Source organism: Lysinibacillus sp. NPDC056232 (genome assembly GCF_042267565.1).
GTDB lineage: Bacteria > Bacillota > Bacilli > Bacillales_A > Planococcaceae > Lysinibacillus.
In genome coordinates this window covers 84,097-109,411 of the sequence record NZ_JBHJTF010000009.1, presented here as the reverse complement: position 1 = coordinate 109,411, position 25,315 = coordinate 84,097, and the positions used below count along the sequence as shown (strand labels likewise).

Here is a 25,315-nt window from a genome sequence, read left to right as displayed (position 1 = left end):
ATAAAAAACTAAATAGAGGTGAAATCCATGTTCGATCGATTACAAGCAGTAGAGGATCGTTACGAAAGGTTAACAGAGCTTTTAAGTGATCCCGATATTGTGAATGATAGTAAAAAATTACGTGAATATTCCAAAGAACAATCAGATATCCAGGAAACTGTAGATGCTTATCGTGAATATAAAAGTGTAAAAGAGCAATTAGCTGATACACGTGAGATGCTAGATAATGAAAAAGATCCTGATATGCATGAGATGGTGAAAGAAGAATTTAACCTTCTTAAAGAACAGCAAGAGGAGTTAGAAGAACGTTTACGTATTTTATTAATTCCAAAAGATCCTAATGATAATAAAAACGTTATTATGGAGATTCGTGGGGCAGCTGGTGGAGACGAGGCAAATATTTTCGCGGGTGATTTGTTCCGTATGTACTCTCGTTATGCAGAAACACAAGGCTGGAAAATTGACATAATGGAAGCGACGCCAAACGCAATGGGCGGCTATAAAGAAGTCATTTTTATGATTAATGGTCAAGGAGCATATTCGAAATTCAAATTTGAAAATGGCGCACACCGTGTACAACGTGTACCTGCAACAGAATCTCAAGGGCGTATTCATACATCGACAGCGACAGTAGCTTGCTTACCTGAAGTTGAAGAAGTAGATGTTGAAATCCATGAGAAAGATATCCGAGTGGATACATTCGCATCTTCTGGTGCCGGTGGTCAATCGGTAAATACAACGATGTCAGCTGTACGTATGACTCACTTACCGACAGGTGTTGTTGTATCGATGCAGGATGAACGATCACAAATTAAAAACCGCGAAAAGGCAATGAAAATTCTGCGTGCTCGTGTTGCTGATATGTATATGCGAGAAGCACAAAAAGAAATCGATGCTACACGTAAATCAGCTGTAGGTTCAGGCGATCGCTCTGAGCGTATTCGCACATACAATTATCCACAAAACCGAGTAACAGACCACCGTATTGGTTTAACGATTCAAAAACTAGACCAAATCGTCGAAGGAAGACTAGACGAAATCATTGATACGCTCATTTTAGAAGAGCAAGCATCGAAGTTAGAGCGATTAAATGATGACCTATAATAATGTAATGGAGGCCCTTCAATGGGCTTCTTCTTTTTTAGTGGATAATGGTCGTGAGGAAACAGCAGCACGTATTGTCATGCAGCATATACTTGGCACAAGCTATTCAGAAGTAATGTTACACCTTCAAGACGAATTAACAACTGAACAACAAGAGAAATTTAAAGAACTCATCGAAGAGCACGCGAGTGGAAGACCAGTACAGTATTGCGTCGGCAGTGAAGAATTTTATGGTCGTTCATTTATGGTCGATGAGTCAGTACTTATTCCTAGACCGGAGACCGAGGAATTAGTACTTGGAACGATCAATCGTATGAACAAAATATTTAAAAATCAAATATTAAAGCTTGCAGATATCGGTACCGGTAGTGGTGCAATTGCTCTTTCTATGAAGCTAGAATGTCCAGAGCTAACAGTCGTAGCCACTGATTTATCCGAAGCTGCTTTATCTACGGCACAAGAAAATGCACAAAGGTTAGCGGCGGATATTGATTTTCGACTAGGGGATTTAACGAAACCTCTATCAGGTGAGAAATTTGATATCGTTTTATCGAATCCACCGTATATTGCTTTTGATGAAGCAAAAGAGATGTCAAATACCGTGCTAGAGCATGAACCACATAGTGCTCTTTTTGCAGAAGAAGCCGGACTTATTTTATATAGAAAATTGGCTGAACAGCTTCCACCCCTTATGAATAAACCAGCCCTCATTGGTCTTGAAATCGGTTATACACAAGGAGAGCAGGTGGCTCAATTCTTTAAAAATAGTTTTCCGCAGGCTACAATTTCGATAGAAAAAGATATAAACGGTAAGCCTCGAATGATTTTTTGTGAAATTCATGTATAAAGTATCTACTTCTTGCCCACAATGTTGAGCAAGGAGGGATTTTTATGTTAAACGAATACAAGATTATTAGATTACCTAAACAAAATATCTTTTTAGCTTTTGCAAGATTAGTAGTAATTGCGATTGCATTGCAATTATGTATTTTATATATTCCAACATTAGTAGGTTTTGCGAAAGAAGCTAGCAATCATGAGCAAGAAAGTGATTTTCGTATACGCGTGATTGCCAATAGCAACACGACACAGGATCAGCTTGAAAAAGAACAGCTTGTCAAAAATTTAAAGCCGTATTTTAAGCAATTAGTAGCTAGTGCTGGAGCTAAAACTGTGGATAACGAGCAAATACTTTCGTTAAAACAAGAAATTGAAGCGGAAATTAAAAATAATTATCCACAACTTCATGCACAAGTTGTAATTGGGGATAACTTATTTCCACCGAAGAGACATAACGCAGTGCTTTATCCACAAAATTTATATCAATCGATTGTCGTGAAAATCGGTGATGCACGTGGTGATAACTGGTGGTGTAGCATATTCCCATCGGTTTGTGAGCCTGATAAAGTAGAAGCGAAAGAAGAAGTAAAAGAAGAGAAGGAACATGTTACATTTTTTATATGGGAATGGATTAAAGGTTTTTTTGAATGAATTATTTACAAATTCAGATAACTTATGCACAATTTTTAATAAGTTATAAACATTATGTGGATAATTCAGTAAAAACGAATAATTGAAGGAAGGTTTTAATTATGGAAACCGTTTGCAAAATTGTGGATAGTAATGCGAATAGTCAGATAAATTATACACAGGCTGTGGATATCTTAAATGCAGGTAAAGTCGTGGCATTTCCAACAGAAACGGTTTATGGACTTGGAGCTGTTGCAACAAATGATACAGCAGTCAAAAAGATATTTGAAGCAAAAGGTCGTCCTTCAGACAATCCGCTAATTGTCCACATTGGCACGAAAGAGGAAGTTGAACTCTATATCGAGCATATTTCAGAAGTAGCCAAAAAATGCATGGATTTATTTTGGCCAGGTCCACTGACACTTGTCATGCCTGTAAAGCCAAATGTGCTGGCAAACAGTGTGACAGCTGGTCTTACGACTGTCGGGATTCGAATGCCAGATCATCCAGTTGCACTAGCTTTACTGCAACATTTAAAAAAGCCACTTGCTGCGCCGAGTGCTAATCGTAGTGGTAAGCCAAGTCCTACAGAAGCCATACATGTTCAGGATGATTTGGGAGGGTACATACCTTATATTTTAGATGGAGGTTCTACTGGGATTGGGCTCGAATCCACAGTGTTAGATGTTACACACGAACCTCCAGTAATTTTGCGTCCAGGTGGAATTACAAAGGAAATGTTAGAGGCTAAGATTGGTCCAGTACTGCAACCTTCAAAAACAGAGCAGAAATTAGAGACTACCCCAAAAGCCCCTGGTATGAAATATACACACTATGCTCCTAACGCCCCTGTGCTATTAATTGATTGTGATTTGGAGAAAGTTCATGAGGCTGTATATCAATTACAAAAGCAAGGGCAAAAAGTAGCGTTACTTGCACCAGCTAGCTTTGTTGACAGCAAGGCTGATTTTTATTTCTCAGTAGGACAAGCTGGTAGTAAAGAAGAAATGGGTGCGACATTGTACCATGCCCTAAGAGCTTGCGATAAAACAGCAGCTACAATAATCTTAGCGACTACTACATCGACTGATGGGGTAGGGGCTGCAATTATGAATCGACTTGAGAAAGCAGCTGGCGGGAAATGGTATACTCCATAAATAAACTACCGATAAAATAGTATGCTGGAGGTAACTTCTAGCATACTATTTTTTGTGGGATTTTCTTTCCTTCGCAAATTAGCAGTGAGCAGTTAATGAACGCTTCGCTTTCGGTATAAAAATCCACATAGTCTTTTGTACTTGAGCTATAGATGTAGAAAGCATAGCGAGTTTTTACCATAACGGAAGCCACTTCTCCATTGTTAGAGTGACTTTTAGCACCATATTGTAAGGAAATTGTATTATGATAATACTGTATTTTCGAGCATAAAATGATAAAATATTAGAGAGCGAAGGAGTGCTTTCTTGCAGGGAATTCTTGCAGGTATAATAACGTCTGTAGATGTGATTGGCTTATATGTATTAATGCCAAATGTTAGATATCGATTTTTTTTATCAGTATGGACAGCTGCTTTGCATATGCTCTTCCCGTTATTAGGTTTCGAATTAGGAAGCTATTTAATGCGTTTCCTCTTAGAATGGGGACAATGGATTTCAAGTATTTTGTTATTTTGTATGGGCTTGCATTTACTATTATTTTCGCGAAAAGATGAAAAAGTTACAATTTCACCAATACTATTAGCCGTGACCGCAAGCCTAGATACCTTTTCAGTAAGTGTTTCTTTTGGTATGCTAAACTTAGAGAAAACTGTATTTATTATAAGTGCAGGTGTCAGTGCACTTATTTGCTCTTATGGGTCATTAGTCATTGCGCGTAAAAGTCAGATCCTACTTGGCAATAAATTTCAAATCATTACAGGAATTTTTTTAATTATTATGGGTTTCCTTGCTATCCGGCAATAGAGAAATCAATGGAGGGTGATAAGTATGAAAATACTATTTGTTTGCACCGGGAATACTTGTCGCAGTCCCATGGCAGAGGTAATTTTAAAACATAAACAAATGGGCAATGTAGAGGTCCGTTCGGCGGGCATATATGCCATGCCAAATGCAGAAATGTCTGCACATGCACAACAAGTATTATATGAAGCAAATATGACGCATCAGCATTTAGCAACACAATTATCAATAACTGAAATGGAGTGGGCTGATTTAATTTTAACAATGACAACAGCTCATAAAGATACAATTATTGCTAATTATCCAAATGCTGATCAAAAAGTTTTTACTTTAAAAGAATATACAAGCGAAGTTAGTGGCGGAAATGTTGTAGATCCTTACGGTGGTAGTATAGGAATTTATCAAGAAACATTTGCAGAATTAACGAAATTAATAGAACGATTAGTAAAAAAAATTGAAGAGAATTGAGGGTCGCTATGAAAAAGCAGCTTGGTTTACGACTTAAACTAATATTATTTGTCGGTATTCTTGCACTAATCACATACAGTATCAGTTTTATATTTATCGAATATTTACAACCTATCCTCTTCCCAGAGAGCAACCGTAAGATGTTTGAAATTATTACTTATCTGTTAGGGATTACGTGGTCATGCATTTTGGCCGCGGTGTTCAGTGTAATCTTAATTAAACCTTTACAGCAACTTGAAAATTCAGCTTCCCGTGTGGCAGAAGGGAAAATTGGACAGGATGTAGAAATGCCGAAAACAAGTGATGAAATTCGATCTGTTGCAGAGGCATTTCAACAAATGGTATTAAATTTACGACAGATGGTTGAAAGTATAGATCTTAACTTCCAACAAACAAATCAATCGATCATTCAACTATCTGATGAAGCCGCAGTTGCAACGAAAAAGGCAGAGGGTATTGCCTCTACGGTAAAGCATATTTCTTCAGGAGCAGAGGCGTCTGCTACAGCCGTACAAGATACAGCTGAAGCTATTGAAGATGTAAGAGCCCTCGCTACAGAAGTCAATAGTAGAGCTGAGGCATCGGCAACCCAATCCAAAGAGATTCTACATAATTTAACGACAACAACAAAAGCGATCGAAACGTTAGTGAATAGTATTCAACAAATTGCGGCTGGCAATAATGAGGCATTAGAAAGCATTCGTCTACTAGAGGGAAATGCCGGACAAGTAGAGCGTATTATTAGCTTAGTTGGCGATATTGCAGCACAAACAAATTTACTAGCATTAAATGCTTCAATTGAGGCAGCGCGTGCTGGAGAACATGGCAAAGGTTTTGCAGTTGTAGCTGAGGAAGTTCGTGGTTTAGCTGATGAAAGTGCGAAAGCGGTACAAGGCATTACGTCCCTTATTCAATCCATGCAACAAAACGTTGAGGTTGTTGTCAAACAAATGAATCACCAGGTGGCATTTGCGACAAAAGAAGCTGCCCGCGTATCAGAAACTACGACAGCGGTAGAAGGCATGTCTTCAAGCGTACACGAAATGGCAACATCGATTGTAGAAATTTCTTCACTAATTGAACAACAAATGCATAATATAGAAACAACTGCTCGTCAATCTCAAGAAGTGGCAGCCATTGCAGAAGAAACGTCAGCAGGTGCACAAGAAGTTCGCAGTGCAACAGAAGAACAAGCCTACGCAATTGAGCAAGTAGAAAAACTAGCAGAAGGCTTAAAGAAACAATCAGAAGAGCTGCACAAAATGATTCAACAATTTGATAGACAAGCATAAATGCAATTTTTTTAGACTGTAGATAAACTCAGGTGAGCCTTGAGTTTATCTACAGTTTTTTTGTTTTATTAAGGCTTTGTACTGATGCCCGTAGAGAGAAGAGCGACGGAAAGAAAAGCCGAAACGAAGGATAGTCGGCCAAGCGACGGAAAGAAGAGAAGTAACGACGGATAAAACTGTTGGAGTGACGGATAGAGAGAGAAGAGCGACGGAAAGAAAAGCCGAAGTGAAGGATAGTCGACTAAGCGACGGAAAGAATGGCAGTAACGACGGAAAGAACTGCGGGAGCGACGGATAGAGAGAGGAGAGCGATGGAAAGAAAAGCCGAAGCGAAGGATAGTCGGCCAAGCGACGGAAAGAAGAGAAGTAACGACGGATCAAACTGCGGGAGCGACGGATAGAGAGAGAAAAGCGACGGAAAGAAAAGTCGAAACGAAGGATAGTCGACTAAGCGACGGAAAGAATGGCAGTAACGACGGAAAGAACTGCGGGAGCGACGGATAGAGAGAGGAAAGTGATGGAAAGAAAAGCCGAAGCGAAGGATAGTCGGCCAAGCGACGGAAAGAATGGCAGTAACGACGGAAAGAACTGCGGGAGCGACGGATAGAGAGAGGAAAGTGATGGAAAGAAAAGCCGAAGTGAAGGATAGTCGACTAAGCGACGGAAGGAGGAGCAACAACGACGGAAAGAACCGCGGGAGCGACGGATAGAGAGAGGAAAGTGATGGAAAGAAAAGCCGAAGCGAAGGATAGTAGGTCAAGCGACGGAAAGAATGGCTGTAACGACGGAAAGAACTGCGGAAGTGACGGATAGAGAGAAGAAAGCGACGGAAAGAAAAGCCGAAGCGAAGGATAGTCCGTCAAGCGACGGAAAGAAGAGTAGTAACGACGGATAAAACTGCGGGAGCGACGGATAGAGAGAGAAAAGCGACGGAAAGAAAAGTCGAAACGAAGGATAGTCGACTAAGCGACGGAAAGAATGGCAGTAACGACGGAAAGAACTGCGGGAGCGACGGATAGAGAGAGGAAAGTGATGGAAAGAAAAGCCGAAGCGAAGGATAGTCGGCCAAGCGACGGAAAGAATGGCAGTAACGACGGATAGAACTGCGGGAGCGACGGATAGAGAGAGGAAAGTGATGGAAAGAAAAGCCGAAGTGAAGGATAGTCGACTAAGCGACGGAAGGAGGAGCAACAACGACGGAAAGAACCGCGGGAGCGACGGATAGAGAGAGGAAAGTGATGGAAAGAAAAGCCGAAGCGAAGGATAGTAGGTCAAGCGACGGAAAGAATGGCTGTAACGACGGAAAGAACTGCGGAAGTGACGGATAGAGAGAAGAAAGCGACGGAAAGAAAAGCCGAAGCGAAGGATAGTCCGTCAAGCGACGGAAAGAAGAGTAGTAACGACGGATAAAACTGCGGGAGCGACGGATAGAGAGAGAAAAGCGACGGAAAGAAAAGTCGAAACGAAGGATAGTCGACTAAGCGACGGATAGAGAGAGGAAAGTGATGGAAAGAAAAGCCGAAGCGAAGGATAGTCCGTCAAGCGACGGAAAGAATGGCAGTAACGACGGATAGAGAGAGAAGAGCGATGGAAAGAAAAGCCGAAACGAAGGATAGTCCGTCAAGCGACGGAAAGAAGAGTAGTAACGACGGATAAAACTGCGGGAGCGACGGAAAGAAAAGTCGAAGCGGCGGATAAACCGCAAAGCGTGGATAGAACCATCGAAATGATGGTTAGAGCAATCAAATACTGGTAATACATAGAAAAAATATTGATATAGTATGTCCACTGTAATTGAAAAAGGAAACAAAAATTAGAAGATAGAATATTACATCAAAAGACGATTATCCGAATTTATCAACATGATATTCACAATATCCACAGGAAAAGAGGTCTTAAAGTGAATGATTTTATGTTAGTTTACAAGAAACGTTCGTCTTTTAGGAGAAATCAGCATAAAAATGCAAGAAAAATCATGTTATTCTTGGGAGAGAAGTGGTACACTAGTGTTGACTATAATTTCGAAAAGAGGGAACCCAGTGAGAATAGCAATTTCTTCTGATCACGGAGGCAATAACTTACGTCGTGAGATTATGCAGCTGTTAGATGAGCTACATATTAGCTACGAAGATTTTGGTCCACAATCTGCGGATTCAGTAGACTATCCTGATTATGCAAAACCAGTTACTGAAGGTGTTGCTAGCGGGGAATTTGATAAAGGTATTTTAATTTGTGGTACAGGCATTGGTATGTCCATTGCTGCAAATAAAGTTAAGGGGATTCGTTGTGCTTTAGTACATGATTTATTTAGTGCAAAAGCAACGCGTTGCCACAACGATTCAAATATTTTAGCAATGGGTGAGCGTGTTATTGGGCCAGGCCTTGCACGTGAAATCGCTAAAGTATGGCTTGAAACAGATTTTGAAGGTGGTCGTCATACGCGACGCATTGAAAAAATCACTGAGCTTGAGCAATAAGAAAAGCAATTAAGTTTGTTAACATATGTCCTACGCTAGAAAGTTTCTTCAAAGAGCTTTTTAGCTGTGTGACATAAATAATTTAGAAATAAGGGGCTGAGCATAGTGGTTGTACAACAAATACGAACACATTTGACTCAGTTACTCAGTGAATTTGAAGAGCAGGTAACCCTACGACCAAATACTATTTTTGTTGTAGGTTGCTCGACATCTGAAGTGATTGGTCAGAAAATTGGCACAGCAGGCGCGCTTGAAATTGGAGAGGCGATTTTTGAGCCGTTGCAGGCATTTGCAAAAAAACATCAACTACATCTAGCGTTCCAAGGATGTGAGCATATTAATCGTGCTATTACAATGGAAGCTACAACGGCAGAACGATTTGGTTATGAACCAGTAGCAGTTGTACCAGTTCGTACAGCAGGTGGCTCGATGTCCGCTTATGCGTTTACGCAATTTACAAATCCAGTTGTTGTGGAAGGTGTGCAAGCACATGCAGGTATTGACATTGGTCAAACCCTCATAGGTATGCATTTAAAGGCAGTAGCTGTTCCAGTTCGTACTTCTGTGCGAATGGTAGGAGAAGCGGTTGTAACAATTGCAACAACACGTCCGAAGCTGATTGGCGGAGAGCGTGCAGTATATAAATAAAATTACCTCTGAAATCAGTGGTATACAAATAATGATTATACTTAGGAGGCTTTTTAACATGGCATACGAAAAATTAGCAGTACAAGACAAAGCAGTATTAGACGGAATTCTTGCGGAAAAAAAACGTCAACAAGCAAATATTGAGTTAATCGCATCAGAAAACTTTGTATCAGAAGCAGTAATGGAAGCACAAGGTTCTGTTCTAACAAATAAATATGCTGAAGGTTATCCAGGTAAACGCTACTATGGCGGTTGTGAACACGTAGATGTTGTGGAAGATATCGCACGTGATCGTGTGAAAGAAATCTTTGGTGCAGAATATGCAAACGTACAACCACACTCAGGTGCACAAGCAAACATGGCTGTATACCACACAATTTTAGAACCAGGTGATACAGTACTTGGGATGAATTTATCTCATGGCGGTCACTTAACACATGGATCTCCTGTAAACTTCTCAGGTATTCTATATAATTTCGTTGAATATGGCGTAACAAAAGATACTCAAGTAATCGATTATGAAGATGTACGCCAAAAAGCGTTAGAGCATAAGCCAAAACTAATTGTTGCAGGAGCATCTGCATACCCACGTGAAATCGATTTTGCTAAATTCCGTGAAATCGCTGATGAAGTAGGAGCATATTTCATGGTGGATATGGCACATATCGCTGGTCTTGTAGCTACTGGTGAGCACCAATCACCAGTGCCATACGCTGATTTTGTAACATCTACAACACATAAAACATTACGTGGCCCACGTGGTGGTTTAATCCTTGCTTCGAAAGAATGGGAGCAAAAGCTTAACAAATCTGTATTCCCAGGTATCCAAGGTGGACCATTAATGCACGTAATCGCTGCAAAAGCTGTTGCATTCGGTGAAGCATTACAACCAGAATTCAAAGAGTATACAAAACAAATTAAAGCGAATGCTAAAGCTTTAGCAGAAGTATTAATGGCAGAAGGTGTTGAAATTGTATCTGGTGGTACAGATAACCACTTGTTACTTCTTAATGTGAAATCTCTTGGCTTAACAGGAAAAGTAGCAGAGCACGCACTTGATGAAGTAGGGATTACAACAAATAAAAATACAATTCCTTACGATACAGAATCTCCATTCGTAACTTCTGGTATCCGCATTGGTACACCGGCAGTAACATCTCGTGGCTTCAATGAAGAAGACATGAAAGAAGTTGGTGCAATTATTGCTACGATTCTTAAAAACCCAGAAGATGAAGCGGTTAAAACTGAAGCGAAAGCTCGCGTAAAAGCTTTAACGGACAAACATCCATTATACGCATAATTTAATAGAGTAGATAAGGCTGTGGTTAAAGTGGTAGATTGCACTTTAACCGCAGCTTTTTTTGTTGGCTCTGCCGCTACCGCTACGCTTTCGCGCAAAAACCATCTGCTGCTCAAAGTGGCTCACGGATACTCCTAAGAAAGGACTTAGTGGAATGGAAAATCAACCACGCGTTTCGATAATAAGTTATTTTTCGCTCGCATGGAAATAAAATACTTTTATTTTTGAATTTATTTACATAAACTTAGTATAAAAGGATATATTATAAAAGAGCGAGACAAATAGTGTCCTTATGAAGAAGTGTTTTTTTATAAAAGTGACAATTTATTGAATTTTTATGTACAATGTAAGAAGGATTTAAAGTGATAGAGGGAGGAGGGGCTGTATGGTTACTAAAACGATGTCCATAGAAAATGAAATGTTATTAAATACAATTCGTAGATTAGGGGATAATTCTAAAGAAAGCTACGTTATTTTTGATGCGACAAATAATCATGGCGTATTGGAATGTAATGATTCTTTTTGTACGCTGACAAATACTACACATTCGCAAATAATAAATAGCGATTATTTTTCATTGTTGTCAAACGAAGAACAGACAACTATTGAAAAGTTTAAACAAAAAATACATAGCGGAGTACTGGTACAAGCAAAATTGCACCATAGTTGCTTCGATAAACCTCTTTTTTGGGCAGAGATACAGGCACTCCCGTTTCAAAATGATAAAAATGAAACCTTATTTGTTTTAGTACTTGTAAAGGATGTTACGCACTATCACAACGAGGAGTTTTTAATGCGCCTTGAGAAAGCTATGTACGAAGCGATTGAAAAGGACAATTCCTTTGATAAAAAGATGAGCATTATTTGCAGTGGTCTAGATGAATTTTTCATGCCGAATATATCAAGTATGGTACTTGTCAAATCGGAGGCAGATCAATTACAGATTTTTAGAGGGAACGATAAAATAAAAGGTTTATCCGAGTGTTGTGCAAACAATGGCTTTTTTAAGAAAGTTATGCAAGGGGAGACATCCATTCTAGTGAAGAACTTGGATGATATTGATATTCCAATAGAACATAAAATGTTTGCTAATGCATCTAAAAAGCCATTTGGATGGTTTATGCCGATATACAATCAACAACAGCAAGCAATTGGACTGTTCGCGATATTGTTAGAGCAGCATAGTAGCGACCAGAAGGTTTTTGAATGCATGTTTCGAAAAATCGGTGCTCTTGTTGCATTGGCATACTCGTATGCAAAAACGCAAAAAAAGATATGGGATTTAGCCTATATCGATATCACAACGGGGCTACCTAATCGACATGGTTTTTTAAATAAGGTAGAAAAAGAGTGCAGGCAAAATGGCAACATCAAAATCTTAAAGCCAAGCGAGTTTCATCAAATTGTCGAGTTATATGGTCGTGAAGCGGGAGACGAGCTTTTAAGACAAATTGCCAAACGTCTAGATGAAGAGAAGTATGAGCATAACGAATATATTGCTAGATTTACAAGCTCTAGTTTAATCATTTCAAATGCGACATCTGAAGAAGATTTCTTCTATTATGAAAGGCGTATAAAAGAGATTATTCGTCAGCCTTTCATTATAGGTGGAAAGAAAATTTATATTACGTTAAAAACTGGTATTGCTTTATATAACGATGAGATCAAAATGGCTGATGCGATTCGCTTTGCAGATAATGCGGTATCCTTTGCTGCTAATAAACCAGGTACTCATACAGAAATATTTACACAAGAAAGAAACGATGTGCTTGAGCAACAAATGACCGTGTTAAACCATTTGGCACAGGCATTAAAAAATAAAGAGATCTCGGTAAATTTGCAGCCAAAGGTTGATTTACGGACAGGTGAAATTCATAGTATTGAAGCGCTTGCTCGCTGGATTTCTCCAAAACTAGGTTTTGTGTCACCGGCAATCTTTATTCCAGTGGCGGAAAGTGCGGGAAAGGTACGCGAAATCGATGTTCAAATATTAGAGCTTGTTCTTTCATGGTTAGCAGAGCGCGAAAAATTAGGGAAAAAAATAGTGAAGGTGGCAGTCAATATTTCGCCTGATCATTTTTACTATGCTAATTTTGTACAGGATACATTGGGGCTTGTCCGGAAATATGATATTGATCCGAAATATATCATTTTAGAGGTGACGGAAAATATTGGCCTAGTAGATTTTCAGGCCGCTTTTTCTATTATCCAGGAATTAAAGGGCTACGGTTTTAAAACGTCGGTGGACGACTTTGGTACAGGCTTCTCATCACTCAGTTATTTGCAAAGACTGCCGTTTACTGAATTAAAAATAGATCGAAGCTTTATTAATGCTATTGATGATGGTGCGACACTTGCTATTGTCCGATCCATTATTCAATTAGCATTAAACCTAGGAATGACTTCGGTCGCAGAAGGTATTGAAAATAAAGAGCAAGTTGAGATTTTACGTGCACTCGGCTGTACAGTTGGACAAGGATATTTCTATTACAAACCAATGACAATAGAGCAAGTAGATGCAATACTCGATAAATAATCAATATTATATGTAGAAAACATTCTTGAAAAGGAATTGTCCCAAATTTATTTTTGAGACGACTCCTTTTTTCTGTTATACTAGGTGAGATAAAAATGAATCCGAACGGTTAGGAGAGAATCCCTTTGAGCAAAGTATACGTATTTGATCATCCACTAATCCAACACAAGTTAACTTATATTCGTGATAAGAATACAGGAACAAAAGAATTTCGTGAGCTAGTAGACGAAGTGGCAACATTAATGGCATTCGAAATTACACGTGATATGCCTGTAGAAGAAATTGAAATTGAGACACCTGTTACTATTGCTAAGACAAAAGTACTTTCTGGTAAGAAAATGGCGATTGTTCCGATTTTACGTGCAGGTATCGGCATGGTAGATGGCGTATTAAATCTAATTCCAGCTGCTAAAGTTGGTCATATCGGTCTTTATCGTGATCCAGAAACGTTAAAACCTGTAGAATACTATGCAAAACTTCCTGCAGATGTGGAGGAACGTGATTTCATCATTGTAGACCCAATGCTTGCAACTGGTGGATCAGCAGTGGAAGCGATCAACTCACTGAAAAAACGTGGTGCGAAAAGCATTAAATTCATGTGCTTAATCGCTGCGCCAGAGGGTGTAAAAGAAATTCAAGAGCAACATCCAGATGTAGATATTTATATTGCTGCACTTGATGAAAAATTAAATGACCATGGCTACATTGTACCTGGTTTAGGTGATGCAGGCGACCGCCTATTCGGTACGAAATAATACTGAACAATATTCAATGGTATTAACAAAATTCACCAACGGAAAATAGGGATGACATTTTGTTAAAACGTATATCATGATGATAAGTTGATTGGAGTGGAGACTGGGCGACTCCTCGGGGATCAGCGTTACAGATGAGACCCTGCAGCGAAGCGAAGCGGCTCATCGGACGCCCCCAGGAAAGCGCCCAGTCGGAACGGAAATCAACCTCACGTTATGATGATAAGCCAATGAAAAATAGATTTAGTATGTAATTTTTAGGAAACTTATAACTTTTGAGAGCGTCCTTCATTATTGAAGGACGTTTCATAGTATGTTAGGCGAATTACTTCTCTTGAAGTTCGACGCTTGCCTCATATGACGCAGATCAATGGAAGTAAAGCACTTTTCATACAAATATAACAAAGGACGGTGCAAATCGTTTTGACGAAAAAATGGAAAGTAATGACGATTTTTGGTACGAGACCAGAGGCTATTAAAATGGCCCCACTAGTATTGGAATTACAAAAGCATCCTGAGCAAATAGAGTCGATTGTGACGGTAACAGCCCAACATCGCCAAATGCTCGATCAAGTTTTAGAAACATTTAAAATTACACCTGACTACGATTTGAATATTATGAAGGATCGTCAAACATTAATTGACGTGACGACGAATGCATTACAAGGCTTGGACAAAGTCATGAAAGAAGCGAAACCAGATATTGTTTTAGTACATGGCGATACAGCAACAACTTTCATTGCAAGCTTAGCTGCATTTTATAACCAAATTGCTATCGGACATGTGGAAGCAGGTCTTCGAACTTGGAATAAGTATTCACCATACCCAGAGGAAATGAATCGCCAGTTAACAGGTGTTATGGCTGACCTTCATTTCGCGCCGACAGAAGTATCAAAGAAAAACCTTTTAGATGAAAATAAAAACTCTGAAACTATTTTTGTCACAGGTAACACAGCTATCGACGCATTAGCGACAACAGTAAGTGAACATTACACACATCCTGTGTTAGAAAAAATAGGTTCGGATCGTATGATTTTATTAACAGCACATCGTCGTGAAAATCTAGGTGAACCTATGCGTCATATGTTCAGAGCGATTACTAGAATTTTAGCAGAGCATGAGGATGTACAGGTTGTTTACCCAGTCCATATGAACCCAGCTGTACGAGAAATAGCGAATGAAATTTTAGGAGATCATAAGCGTGTTCATTTAATTGAACCTCTTGAGGTCTTCGATTTCCATAACTTTGCGGCTAATTCTTATATGATTTTAACGGATTCTGGTGGTGTCCAAGAGGAAGCACCTTCATTAGGTAAACCAGTTTTAGTACTTAGAGATACAACAGAGCGCCCAGAAGGTATTGCAGCAGGGACTCTAAAGCTAGCAGGAACGGAAGAAGAAACAATCTACTCTTTAGCTAAGCAATTAATAGAAGATAAAAATGCTTATGAAGCAATGGCGAAAGCGTCAAATCCTTATGGTGATGGACATGCTTCTGAACGTATTGTGAAGGCTCTTCTAGGATTTTTGCAAAAAAGCAAGTAATATCCCTTTTCGAAAATGAAAAATGAGTCTAATGTACTAATCGTGATAGGTGGGCTAATTTACGAGCATATATGTGTCGTAAATTAGCTTTTTTTTGCACAAACGTGAACCATGATTTTGAAACTATGAATTTTCATACACAAATTTGTCAACAATTTGACAAGAGTATAGTGGCTGTGAAGTTTTTCTCCTTTACTAATTGACTTCAAATATCTCCTATTGTATGCTTACAAAGGGTAAGAATGATAAGGGTTTCTATTCGTAAATAGTGGTTGAAACACTTGTTACATCAAGTTTCTACTAAATTGACAGTTCAAACCAGAAACTGTCGATTTGCAACGTTTTGTGCGTTTCGGGGTGTAAGATATTTTTTTGGATTTACACCTGTAATTTCAAAATGACGCTCTCCCGTTACTATTCCGCTGTGAGTAGTGTTTTTCACTGCTCTTTTCTGATTTCACATAGTGGTCAGCAAATGTTTCTTTACTCGAAAAAATGATTCAGGAGATTACAAACCAATGCTAGATTTGCATCACATTTTTGCTGTGCAGAAGAGAGCGTTATTTTTTTTGCTCGCACTCTGTGCATTAGGCTGGGGATTTACGCCCTATCAGACGTTTTTTGCGGGCATCGCAAGCGGTGCATTCTTTGGTACGTATAATTTTTGGATTTTAGTTCGCCGTATGGAGAAGTTTGATCGATCCATTAGTGAAGGGAAGAAAATAGGCTCACTTGGTACAATGCTTCGCTTTGGATCAGGTGTAGCGGCAGTCGCTCTAGCCATTTCGTTGCCAAACTATTTTCACTTAATTAGCACGGTCATAGGGCTAATGATTCCGTACGTTTTTCTCTTTGTCGAGAGAATTGTGTCACATGTAAGGAACCGCTAATGTGCTTTAAATTAGAAAGAGAGGTGAAAAATAACAATGAATCATGAAGCTCCATTAAAAGTAGTTGATTTCGGTTTGTTTACTCTAACATTCAACCTTTCAACTGTTATGATGTTACTAGTTGCAGCCGTAATCGTTTTCTTAATTGCATTTATCTCAACTAGAAGCCTAAAGTTAAAACCTACAGGTATGCAAAACTTTATGGAATGGATTATGGATTTCGTAAAGAACATCATCAAAAGCAATATGGACTGGAAAACTGGTGGACGATTCCATATTTTAGGTATCACGTTAATTATGTTTATCGCTGTATCTAACTTATTAGGTCTTCCATTCTCTATCGTCTATGACGGCGAACTTTGGTGGAAATCTCCTACAGCCGACCCAACTGTTACAATGACTCTTGCAGCAATGATTTTAGCCTTAACACATTTCTATGGTATTAAAATGAAGGGGACAGGCCATTATGTTGGTACATTCTTCAAACCAATGTCATTCATGTTCCCGCTAAAAATCGTTGAAGAGTTTGCGAACACTTTAACATTAGGTCTTCGTCTTTACGGTAACATTTATGCAGGTGAGATTTTACTTGGCTTAATCGCAGGCCTAGCAGCATCAGGTGCTGTTGGATTCATCGGGGCAATTGTTCCAATGATGGCATGGCAAGGTTTCTCTATTTTCATCGGCTTTATCCAAGCCTTTATCTTCACAATGTTAACAATGGTTTACATGGCTCATAAAGTGAGCGATGACCATTAATATAAAGCATAAATATTATGCTTAAACCAAAAAAACAAACAATTCCAAGGAGGAAATTTTCAAATGGGTTTATTAGCAGCAGCAATCGCAATCGGTCTAGGTGCACTTGGTGCAGGTATCGGTAACGGTCTTATCGTTTCAAAAACAGTAGAAGGTATCGCTCGCCAACCAGAAGCACGTGGCGTTCTTCAAACTACAATGTTCATCGGGGTAGCATTAGTTGAGGCCCTACCAATCATCGCAGTTGTAATCGCATTCATCGTAATGAACAAATAATTCAGTTGTATACTGAATTCTAGTGGCGAAGCAGGAATCTCCAGATGAAACTTCGCCATTCATTTTGGAACTGATAAAAGCTATGTGTAAATATAGCTTTTTAAAATAGGTAGTTTTTCAAATAATTAATTTATTATGTTGAAGTCAAAGCTCTTGAAGGGAGTGAAACAATCGTGTTTTTAGATTATCTTGTACTAGGCAGCGCTGAGCCAGGTTTCAATGGTGGCGATATCGCCGCAACATTAGTGATCTTCTTAGTGTTAATGCTTTTACTTAAAAAGTTCGCTTGGGGTCCACTTATGGGCATCATGCAACAACGTGAAGAATTAGTAGCTAGTGAAATCGAAGCAGCTGAAAAAGCCCGCAAAGATTCGCACCAATATTTAGAAGAACAAAAGAGCCTTCTTAAAGAAGCTCGTACGGAAGCACAATCGATTGTTGAAGGCGCTAAGAAGCAAGGCGAAGTGCAAAAAGAAGAAATTCTTACTGCAGCTCGCAATGAAGCAAACCGCTTAAAAGAATCGGCTTTACGTGAAATTGAGTCTGAAAAAGAAAAAGCTATTGCAGCTGTACGTGATGAAGTCGTTTCATTATCTGTACTTGCAGCATCTAAAGTCCTTAGCAAAGAAATTTCTGAGGCTGACAACCGTGCTCTAATTGAAGAGACGATTGCGAAGGCAGGGGAAGCTCGATGAGTAATTCAACTGTAGCAAAACGTTACGCACAAGCGCTTTTTGAATTAGCGCAACAAAAAAACATTCTTGCTGAAGTTGGAGCAGACTTAAACGAGCTAACAAAAGTAGTCAAAGAATCTCCTGATTTTTTAACACTTTTAAATGCTCCTAAGTTCTCTATCGAACGTAAGAAACAAATGGTAGCTGAAATCTTTGCAAGTGCAACTCCAGATGTTTTACACACAGTTCAACTACTTGTTGAGAAAAAACGTGTAAACGAAGTGAAGCTTATTGCGAACGCATATGCTGAGCTTGCTGCACAGGCACAAGGTACTGCAGATGCAACAGTATTCTCTACTCGTGCACTTTCTGCTGAAGAAAGCGCTAATATTTCTGCAACATTTGCGAAACTTGTAGGGAAACAATCATTAAACATTACAAACGAAATTGATCCATCGCTTCTTGGTGGTATTCGTGTTCAAATCGGTAATCATATTTATGATAGCTCAGTAGCGAACAAGCTTGAGCGCCTAAAACGTGAATTAATCGGTTAATAATTTAGAAATGTGAGAGGTGACATACATGGGCATCAAGGCTGAAGAAATCAGCAGTCTGATTAAACAACAGATTGAGAATTATGAATCTGAACTTAAAGTAAGCGAAGTTGGTACAGTTATCCGTATTGGTGACGGTATCGCACTTGCTCATGGCCTCGACAACGCCATGGCTGGAGAGCTTTTAGAGTTCTCTAACGGTGTTATGGGTATGGCTCAAAACCTAGAAGAAGGTAACGTTGGTATCGTAATCCTAGGTCCATATGCTGACATCAAAGAAGGCGATGAAGTTCGTCGTACAGGTCGTATCATGGAAGTACCAGTTGGTGAAGAACTAATTGGCCGTGTTGTAAACCCACTTGGTCAACCAGTGGATGGACAAGGTCCAATCAACACAACAAAATCTCGTCCAATCGAAAGTCCAGCTTTCGGTGTAATGGCTCGTAAATCAGTACACGAACCACTACAAACTGGTATCAAAGCGATTGACGCTTTAGTACCAATCGGTCGTGGTCAACGTGAGTTAATCATCGGTGACCGTCAAACTGGTAAAACATCAGTAGCAATCGATACAATCTTAAACCAAACTGGTGAAAATATGATTTGTATCTATGTTGCTATCGGTCAAAAAGAATCAACTGTACGTGGTGTAGTTGAAACGTTACGTAAGCACGGTGCATTAGATTATACAATCGTTGTAACTGCTGCTGCGTCTCAACCAGCTCCATTACTATACTTAGCACCATTTGCTGGTGTTTCTATGGCAGAAGAATTCATGTTACAAGGTAAGCACGTATTAATCGTGTATGATGATCTTTCTAAACAAGCATCAGCTTACCGTGAACTTTCACTTCTTCTACGCCGTCCTCCAGGTCGTGAAGCATACCCTGGTGACGTGTTCTACTTACACAGCCGTTTACTTGAACGTGCTGCGAAGTTAAATGAAACATATCAAAATGGTTCTATTACAGCTCTTCCATTCGTTGAGACACAAGCTGGGGATATCTCTGCATACATCCCAACTAACGTAATCTCAATTACTGATGGACAAATTTTCTTACAATCTGACTTATTCAACTCAGGTGTACGTCCAGCGATTAACGCCGGTCTTTCTGTATCACGTGTAGGTGGATCTGCTCAAATTAAAGCGATGAAAAAAGTTGCGGGTACTCTACGTCTTGACTTAGCTGCATTCCGTGAGCTTGAATCATTTGCTCAATTCGGTTCAGATTTAGATAAAATCACACTTGCTAAACTTGAGCGTGGTAAACGTACGGTTGAAGTGCTTAAACAAGACCTAAACAAACCACTTAAAGTTGAAAAGCAAGTTGCTATCCTTTATGCATTAACTAAAGGTCACTTAGATGATATTCCAGTACAAGATATCGTTCGCTTTGAAGGTGAATTCTTAAGCTGGTTAGAAACAAACCACACAAACGTTTTAGATCACGTTCGTACTACAAAAGAACTTGCTCCTGATGCTGATTACGTAGCAGCTTTAACTGAGTTCAAAAAAACTTTCGCTAAATCAGAATAAGTTCGAGCTAGTCACTTGATTAAAAAACAAAAGGTGGTGAAATATCAGTGGTAAACTTACGCGAAATAAAAGGTCGTATTAATTCTACAAAGAGTACGAAACAAATTACGAAAGCGATGCAGATGGTTTCTTCTTCCAAGTTACGTCGTGCAGAGCAAAACGCTAAAGCGTACGTTCCTTACATGGAAAAAATTCAGGACGTAGTAGGCGCAATCGCTTCAGGGACAAAAGACAGTGGACATCCAATGTTAACTGCTCGTCCTGTTAAGAAAACAGCTTACTTAGTCATTGGTTCTGACCGTGGTCTTGCAGGTGCTTACAATTCAAGTATCCTACGTCAAGTACAACGTACAATTGACGAGCGTCATAAATCAAAAGACGAATACGTTATTTTAGCAGTAGGTCGTGTTGTTCGTGACTACTTTGTGAAACGTGATCATAATGTCATCAGCGATGTTGTCGGTCTTCCGGACCAACCAACATTTGCTGATATTAAAGAAATCGCTCGTAAAGCTGTTGGTATGTTCACTGATGGTACGTATGATGAACTTTATATGTACTACAATCACTTTGTCAGCGCTATTGCTAGCGAAGTGACAGAGAAAAAACTTCTTCCATTAACGGATCTTGCACCTGCTAGCAGTAATGCTTCTTACGAATTTGAGCCATCTGGTGAAGCAATTCTAGAAGTATTACTTCCACAATACGCGGAAAGCTTAGTTTACGGCGCATTATTAGATGGAAAAGCAAGTGAACATGCTTCTCGTATGACGGCTATGAAAAATGCAACTGATAACGCATCTGATCTTATTTCAGACCTTTCATTGCAATATAACCGTGCACGTCAAGCGGCGATTACACAAGAAATTACAGAAATCGTTGGTGGAGCTGCAGCCTTAGAATAGGCCCAGCTTCCCAATGTCGTATAAGAATACGATAGGAGGATACACAGTAATGAATAAAGGACATGTTATTCAAGTAATGGGTCCAGTTGTTGACGTAAAATTTGACAATGGCCAATTACCAGCAATCTATAACTCACTAACAGTTAAGATTGAACGTCCTAATGAAGAACCAACAATTCTTGCATTAGAAGTTGCTCTTCATTTAGGTGATGATTCTGTTCGTACAATTGCAATGTCATCTACTGATGGCTTACAACGTGGAGCAGCAGTAACAGACTCAGGAAAAGCTATCTCAGTACCAGTTGGTGAAGTTACTTTAGGTCGTGTATTCAACGTACTTGGAGAAGTAATCGACTTAGGTGAAGAGATTCCAGCTGACGTTCGTCGTGATTCAATTCACCGCGAAGCACCAACTTTCGATGAACTTTCAACTACAGTTGAAATTCTTGAAACAGGTATCAAAGTAGTAGACTTATTAGCACCATATATTAAAGGTGGTAAAATCGGTCTATTCGGTGGTGCCGGTGTAGGTAAAACTGTATTAATCCAAGAATTAATCAACAACATCGCACAAGAGCACTCAGGTATCTCTGTATTCGCTGGTGTAGGTGAGCGTACTCGTGAAGGGAACGACTTATTCTTCGAGATGAGCGATTCAGGCGTTATCAAGCAAACAGCGATGGTATTCGGTCAAATGAACGAGCCACCAGGTGCACGTATGCGTGTAGCATTAACTGGTCTTACAATGGCAGAATACTTCCGTGATGAGCAAGGTGCTGACGTACTTTTATTCATCGACAATATCTTCCGTTTCACACAAGCAGGTTCTGAGGTTTCTGCCCTATTAGGTCGTATGCCTTCTGCGGTAGGTTACCAACCAACACTTGCAACTGAAATGGGTAAATTACAAGAACGTATCACATCTACTAACAAAGGTTCTGTAACTTCTATTCAAGCGATTTATGTACCAGCCGATGACTATACTGACCCGGCTCCGGCTACAACTTTCGCCCACTTAGATGCAACTACTAACCTTGAGCGTAAATTATCAGAAATGGGTATCTACCCTGCGGTTGACCCATTAGCTTCGACTTCTCGTGCTTTATCACCAGAAATCGTAGGCGCTGAGCACTACGCAATCGCTACTGGCGTACAACGTACAATCCAACGTTACCGTGAATTACAAGATATCATTGCTATCTTAGGTATGGATGAATTATCTGATGAAGATAAACAAACAGTAGAACGTGCTCGTCGTATTCAATTCTTCTTATCTCAAAACTTCCACGTTGCGGAACAATTCACTGGTCAAAAAGGTTCTTATGTACCTGTTAAAGAAACTGTTCGCTCATTCAAGGAAATCCTTGATGGCAAATGGGATCACCTACCAGAAGATGCTTTCCGTCTAGTTGGATCTATTGATGAAGTGGTTGAAAAAGCGAAAAGCATGGGCGTAGAGGTTTAATACTAGGGACGAGGAGGAAAAAATATGAAGACAGTTCTAGTCAATATTGTCACTCCCGACGGCCCAGTATACGATTCTGAAGTATCAATGGTAATCGCTAAAACAACTTCAGGTGAAATCGGTGTTCTTGCAGGCCATATTCCTATGGTTGCTCCACTTGCAATTGGTGCAGTGAAGCTTAAAAAAGAAGACGGTTCAACTGAACTAGTTGCCTTAAGCGGTGGTTTTATTGAAGTTCGCCCTGAAAAAATCTCAATTTTAGCGCCATCTGCTGAAATTGCTGAAAGCATCGATGTTAAACGTGCTAAAGAAGCCGTTAAACGTGCTGAAGGTCGTCTTCAAGATAAACAAGATAACATTGATTTCAAACGTGCTGACCTAGCATTAAAACGTGCGTTGAATCGTATCAACGTTCATGAGGGTAATATCTAATTCAAATTTTAACGGGCAGATTCAACATCTGTCCGTTTTTTAACATTATCTCAAATGTACCGTTTAAGCATTGGCAAGAGGAATTATTATGGAGGAACAAACATGGGAATTTATGAGGCAATAGGGCAGGAAGCTTTAATAGGTATTTTATCGCATATATTTTTTATCGCTATTACTTTTTATGCGCTACAAGCATTTATGTTAGAAAAGCTCTTTAAGAAGAATAAAGTATTTCAAGTCCAACTAATTTATATTTTATTAAGCATTGCGGTAGGATCAGCCGTTTCAAATTTCTTTCTCCAAATTTCAAAGTGGTCAGGGAATCTTCCGTATTTATTTTAATAGACCCTCTATGTTAAGTATTAAATCTACATATTTCACAGGACTTTATAACATAATTTATGTGGTCCTTTGAAATATGTAAAAAAGAAATTTGTGAGATTTTGTTTTTTGTTCACATATCTTTGGGTATATATATAAAATTAACGCTTATCTCCCGTGTTATTGGTCATTCACAAAAAAAAAAATCATGCGTACAATAAATAAATAGCAAAATATTAAAAAATGCCGTAAAATAGTGATTTGGATGCTTGAACGAGCGTCAGAAAAGTTGTACTATAGAGTTGTTTGTTTACTGATTATGACATTATACTTCTTTTTAAAATAAAATTTTGATAGGTTAATAGATTGAATTCGGAGGGACATAGGGTGGAAAAAATAATAGTGACTGGCGGCCAACAGCTACAGGGGAAAGTACGCGTAGAGGGCGCAAAAAATGCGGTGTTACCAATCCTAGCAGCAGCTTTACTTGCTTCTAAAGGAGAAAATGTAATTAAGGAAGTCCCTAACTTAGCAGACGTCTTTACTATAAATGAAGTACTAAAAAGTCTAAATGCGGCTGTTACATATATACCTGAGGATAATACAGTATATATAGATACTACAAAAGAACTTTCTAGTGAAGCTCAATTTGAATATGTTAGTAAAATGCGTGCATCGATTTTAGTGATGGGTTCTTTACTTGCAAGAAATGGCTATGCTCGTGTTGCATTACCTGGGGGCTGTGCAATCGGTTCCCGTCCAATTGAGTTACATTTAAAGGGCTTTGAGGCTATGGGAGCAAAAATTTCTTTTGGTCATGGTTTTGTAGAGGCGAAGGCAGACGGACGTTTAAAAGGCGCAAATGTGTATTTGGACTTCCCTAGCGTTGGGGCAACAGAAAATATTATGACGGCTGCAGCGTTAGCGCAAGGAACAACTGTAATTGAAAATGCAGCGAAAGAGCCTGAAATTGTAGATCTTGCAAACTTCATTAATAGTATGGGTGGCCGTGTTATCGGTGCAGGTACGAATACGATTCGTATCGAAGGAGTCGATACATTATATGGAACAGAACATCATATTATTCCTGACCGTATTGAAGCTGGCACATTTATGGTTGCAGCAGCAATTACAAAAGGTGATGTAACGATTGAAAATGCAGTTCCAGAACATATGACAGCATTAATTGCAAAGATGCGTGAGATGGGTGTAGAAATCACTGAGCTAGATGAAGGAATCCGCGTACGCGCTTCTAAAACATTAAAAGCAGTTGATATTAAAACTATGCCACATCCAGGTTTCCCGACAGATATGCAATCTCAAATGATGGCCTTGATGTTAACTGCTGAAGGTACGAGTATAATTACGGAAACGGTTTTTGAAAATCGTTTTATGCATGTTGAGGAGTTCCGTCGTATGAATGCCAGTGCTAAAATAGAAGGACGTTCTGTGTTTATCGAAGGGCCTATAAACCTTCAGGGTGCTGAAGTAATGGCGACTGATTTACGAGCTGCGGCTGCACTAATTTTAGCAGGACTTGTATCTGAAGGTATAACTAGAGTTACAAAACTGCATCACTTAGATCGTGGTTATGTCGATTTCCATGGCAAATTGGCTTCACTTGGCGCACAAATTGAACGTGTACCAGTTGAGGATGTTATCATTAAAGAGAAGTCAACTGTTGAATTACCAACAAACTAAATAGATTTCAAAACCCTTTGCATAGGAGCAAAGGGTTTTTTCTTTATAGTTTAGTCCATGCTGGCGAGAGTGACGCTGCAATAGAAAAGAAAGAGGACTAAAACCGTTTTAACAGTGACAATGTATCTGTGGAAAGAAGCGTATTTCCATCATTTAAGAGGATGTGAGGTCCTATTTAGCGATTTTAAAACGTATACCATGTTAAAAGTTGAAGTGGAGGCTGGGCGACTCCTTGGGGATCAGCGAAA

The 25,315-nt window shown here is 39.3% G+C and carries 31 protein-coding genes; 30 read left to right on the top strand and 1 reads right to left on the bottom strand.

What is annotated here, in order from left to right; translation table 11 throughout:
- The first annotated feature begins 27 nt into the window (after window positions 1–27).
- The 18 genes from prfA (at window position 28) to upp (ending at window position 14,008) form a co-directional block, all read left to right on the top strand.
- Entirely contained in the window at window positions 28–1,104 is a 1,077-nt protein-coding gene (gene prfA / locus ACFCYJ_RS09605; protein ID WP_376073648.1) for a peptide chain release factor 1, read from the top strand.
- A complete protein-coding gene (gene prmC / locus ACFCYJ_RS09600) occupies window positions 1,091–1,951 on the top strand; it encodes a peptide chain release factor N(5)-glutamine methyltransferase (protein ID WP_376073646.1) in 861 nt (286 codons plus the stop codon). Before prfA ends, prmC begins: the two co-directional genes overlap by 14 nt.
- A gap of 44 nt (window positions 1,952–1,995) precedes the next feature.
- Window positions 1,996–2,595: a stage II sporulation protein R gene (locus ACFCYJ_RS09595; RefSeq protein WP_376073645.1), complete on the top strand. Its 600-nt coding sequence runs from the start codon at window positions 1,996–1,998 to the stop codon at window positions 2,593–2,595.
- Between the two features lie 101 nt (window positions 2,596–2,696).
- Entirely contained in the window at window positions 2,697–3,731 is a 1,035-nt protein-coding gene (locus tag ACFCYJ_RS09590) for an L-threonylcarbamoyladenylate synthase (RefSeq protein WP_376073643.1), read from the top strand.
- A 306-nt stretch (window positions 3,732–4,037) separates the two neighbouring features.
- Window positions 4,038–4,535, top strand: a complete 498-nt coding sequence (locus ACFCYJ_RS09585; protein ID WP_376073641.1) for a manganese efflux pump MntP — start codon at window positions 4,038–4,040, stop codon at window positions 4,533–4,535.
- A 24-nt stretch (window positions 4,536–4,559) separates the two neighbouring features.
- The gene (locus ACFCYJ_RS09580) at window positions 4,560–5,000 is read left to right on the top strand and encodes a low molecular weight protein arginine phosphatase (protein ID WP_376073639.1); all 441 of its coding nucleotides are present in this window, start codon (window positions 4,560–4,562) and stop codon (window positions 4,998–5,000) included.
- An 8-nt stretch (window positions 5,001–5,008) separates the two neighbouring features.
- On the top strand, window positions 5,009–6,292 hold the full coding sequence (locus ACFCYJ_RS09575; protein ID WP_376073638.1) for a methyl-accepting chemotaxis protein: 1,284 nt from the start codon (window positions 5,009–5,011) through the stop codon (window positions 6,290–6,292).
- Window positions 6,293–6,549: 257 nt separating this feature from the next.
- Entirely contained in the window at window positions 6,550–6,693 is a 144-nt protein-coding gene (locus ACFCYJ_RS09570) for a hypothetical protein (RefSeq protein ID WP_376073637.1), read from the top strand.
- Between the two features lie 62 nt (window positions 6,694–6,755).
- Window positions 6,756–6,899 carry a hypothetical protein gene (locus tag ACFCYJ_RS09565; protein ID WP_376073635.1) on the top strand — a complete coding sequence of 48 codons (144 nt, stop codon included), beginning with the start codon at window positions 6,756–6,758 and terminating at the stop codon, window positions 6,897–6,899.
- A gap of 165 nt (window positions 6,900–7,064) precedes the next feature.
- Window positions 7,065–7,187: a hypothetical protein gene (locus ACFCYJ_RS09560; RefSeq protein ID WP_376073629.1), complete on the top strand. Its 123-nt coding sequence runs from the start codon at window positions 7,065–7,067 to the stop codon at window positions 7,185–7,187.
- A gap of 83 nt (window positions 7,188–7,270) precedes the next feature.
- Window positions 7,271–7,393, top strand: coding sequence for a hypothetical protein (locus ACFCYJ_RS09555; protein ID WP_376073633.1), 123 nt, complete (start codon window positions 7,271–7,273; stop codon window positions 7,391–7,393).
- Window positions 7,374–7,517 (top strand): hypothetical protein, encoded by a 144-nt coding sequence (locus ACFCYJ_RS09550; RefSeq protein WP_376073631.1) that lies wholly within the window; start codon window positions 7,374–7,376, stop codon window positions 7,515–7,517. The genes ACFCYJ_RS09555 and ACFCYJ_RS09550 overlap by 20 nt, the downstream gene beginning before the upstream one ends.
- Before the next feature lie 62 nt (window positions 7,518–7,579).
- Window positions 7,580–7,702 (top strand): hypothetical protein, encoded by a 123-nt coding sequence (locus tag ACFCYJ_RS09545; protein ID WP_376073629.1) that lies wholly within the window; start codon window positions 7,580–7,582, stop codon window positions 7,700–7,702.
- A gap of 629 nt (window positions 7,703–8,331) precedes the next feature.
- Window positions 8,332–8,769, top strand: coding sequence for a ribose 5-phosphate isomerase B (gene rpiB, locus ACFCYJ_RS09540; RefSeq protein ID WP_376073627.1), 438 nt, complete (start codon window positions 8,332–8,334; stop codon window positions 8,767–8,769).
- Between the two features lie 105 nt (window positions 8,770–8,874).
- Window positions 8,875–9,417: a TIGR01440 family protein gene (locus tag ACFCYJ_RS09535; protein ID WP_376073626.1), complete on the top strand. Its 543-nt coding sequence runs from the start codon at window positions 8,875–8,877 to the stop codon at window positions 9,415–9,417.
- Window positions 9,418–9,475: 58 nt separating this feature from the next.
- Window positions 9,476–10,717: a serine hydroxymethyltransferase gene (gene glyA / locus ACFCYJ_RS09530; protein ID WP_376073624.1), complete on the top strand. Its 1,242-nt coding sequence runs from the start codon at window positions 9,476–9,478 to the stop codon at window positions 10,715–10,717.
- A 385-nt stretch (window positions 10,718–11,102) separates the two neighbouring features.
- Window positions 11,103–13,253 (top strand): EAL domain-containing protein, encoded by a 2,151-nt coding sequence (locus ACFCYJ_RS09525; RefSeq protein WP_376073622.1) that lies wholly within the window; start codon window positions 11,103–11,105, stop codon window positions 13,251–13,253.
- 125 nt (window positions 13,254–13,378) lie between these two features.
- Window positions 13,379–14,008 carry a uracil phosphoribosyltransferase gene (gene upp / locus ACFCYJ_RS09520; RefSeq protein ID WP_376073621.1) on the top strand — a complete coding sequence of 210 codons (630 nt, stop codon included), beginning with the start codon at window positions 13,379–13,381 and terminating at the stop codon, window positions 14,006–14,008.
- A gap of 22 nt (window positions 14,009–14,030) precedes the next feature.
- Here upp and ACFCYJ_RS09515 read toward each other — a convergent pair whose 3' ends face one another.
- On the bottom strand, window positions 14,031–14,174 hold the full coding sequence (locus ACFCYJ_RS09515) for a hypothetical protein (protein ID WP_376073620.1): 144 nt from the start codon (window positions 14,172–14,174) through the stop codon (window positions 14,031–14,033).
- Window positions 14,175–14,431: 257 nt separating this feature from the next.
- Between ACFCYJ_RS09515 and wecB the strand changes: the two genes are divergently transcribed.
- From wecB to murA, 12 genes are all read left to right on the top strand, one after another.
- A complete protein-coding gene (wecB, locus tag ACFCYJ_RS09510; RefSeq protein ID WP_376073619.1) occupies window positions 14,432–15,553 on the top strand; it encodes a non-hydrolyzing UDP-N-acetylglucosamine 2-epimerase in 1,122 nt (373 codons plus the stop codon).
- Window positions 15,554–16,071: 518 nt separating this feature from the next.
- Window positions 16,072–16,443 carry an ATP synthase subunit I gene (locus ACFCYJ_RS09505; protein WP_376073618.1) on the top strand — a complete coding sequence of 124 codons (372 nt, stop codon included), beginning with the start codon at window positions 16,072–16,074 and terminating at the stop codon, window positions 16,441–16,443.
- A 36-nt stretch (window positions 16,444–16,479) separates the two neighbouring features.
- Window positions 16,480–17,202, top strand: coding sequence for a F0F1 ATP synthase subunit A (atpB, locus tag ACFCYJ_RS09500; RefSeq protein WP_376073616.1), 723 nt, complete (start codon window positions 16,480–16,482; stop codon window positions 17,200–17,202).
- A gap of 63 nt (window positions 17,203–17,265) precedes the next feature.
- The gene (gene atpE, locus ACFCYJ_RS09495) at window positions 17,266–17,478 is read left to right on the top strand and encodes a F0F1 ATP synthase subunit C (RefSeq protein ID WP_049668022.1); all 213 of its coding nucleotides are present in this window, start codon (window positions 17,266–17,268) and stop codon (window positions 17,476–17,478) included.
- Between the two features lie 173 nt (window positions 17,479–17,651).
- Entirely contained in the window at window positions 17,652–18,173 is a 522-nt protein-coding gene (gene atpF, locus ACFCYJ_RS09490; RefSeq protein WP_376073615.1) for a F0F1 ATP synthase subunit B, read from the top strand.
- On the top strand, window positions 18,170–18,706 hold the full coding sequence (locus tag ACFCYJ_RS09485) for a F0F1 ATP synthase subunit delta (RefSeq protein WP_376073613.1): 537 nt from the start codon (window positions 18,170–18,172) through the stop codon (window positions 18,704–18,706). Before atpF ends, ACFCYJ_RS09485 begins: the two co-directional genes overlap by 4 nt.
- Before the next feature lie 28 nt (window positions 18,707–18,734).
- Window positions 18,735–20,243 carry a F0F1 ATP synthase subunit alpha gene (atpA, locus tag ACFCYJ_RS09480; protein WP_053596444.1) on the top strand — a complete coding sequence of 503 codons (1,509 nt, stop codon included), beginning with the start codon at window positions 18,735–18,737 and terminating at the stop codon, window positions 20,241–20,243.
- Between the two features lie 47 nt (window positions 20,244–20,290).
- Entirely contained in the window at window positions 20,291–21,148 is an 858-nt protein-coding gene (gene atpG, locus ACFCYJ_RS09475; RefSeq protein ID WP_376073611.1) for an ATP synthase F1 subunit gamma, read from the top strand.
- Between the two features lie 49 nt (window positions 21,149–21,197).
- Window positions 21,198–22,613 carry a F0F1 ATP synthase subunit beta gene (gene atpD, locus ACFCYJ_RS09470; RefSeq protein ID WP_376073610.1) on the top strand — a complete coding sequence of 472 codons (1,416 nt, stop codon included), beginning with the start codon at window positions 21,198–21,200 and terminating at the stop codon, window positions 22,611–22,613.
- 24 nt (window positions 22,614–22,637) lie between these two features.
- Window positions 22,638–23,045, top strand: a complete 408-nt coding sequence (locus ACFCYJ_RS09465) for a F0F1 ATP synthase subunit epsilon (protein ID WP_370078469.1) — start codon at window positions 22,638–22,640, stop codon at window positions 23,043–23,045.
- 102 nt (window positions 23,046–23,147) lie between these two features.
- Window positions 23,148–23,387, top strand: a complete 240-nt coding sequence (locus ACFCYJ_RS09460; RefSeq protein ID WP_376073608.1) for a DUF1146 family protein — start codon at window positions 23,148–23,150, stop codon at window positions 23,385–23,387.
- A gap of 366 nt (window positions 23,388–23,753) precedes the next feature.
- Window positions 23,754–25,067: a UDP-N-acetylglucosamine 1-carboxyvinyltransferase gene (gene murA, locus ACFCYJ_RS09455; protein WP_376073606.1), complete on the top strand. Its 1,314-nt coding sequence runs from the start codon at window positions 23,754–23,756 to the stop codon at window positions 25,065–25,067.
- Window positions 25,068–25,315 lie beyond the last annotated feature (248 nt).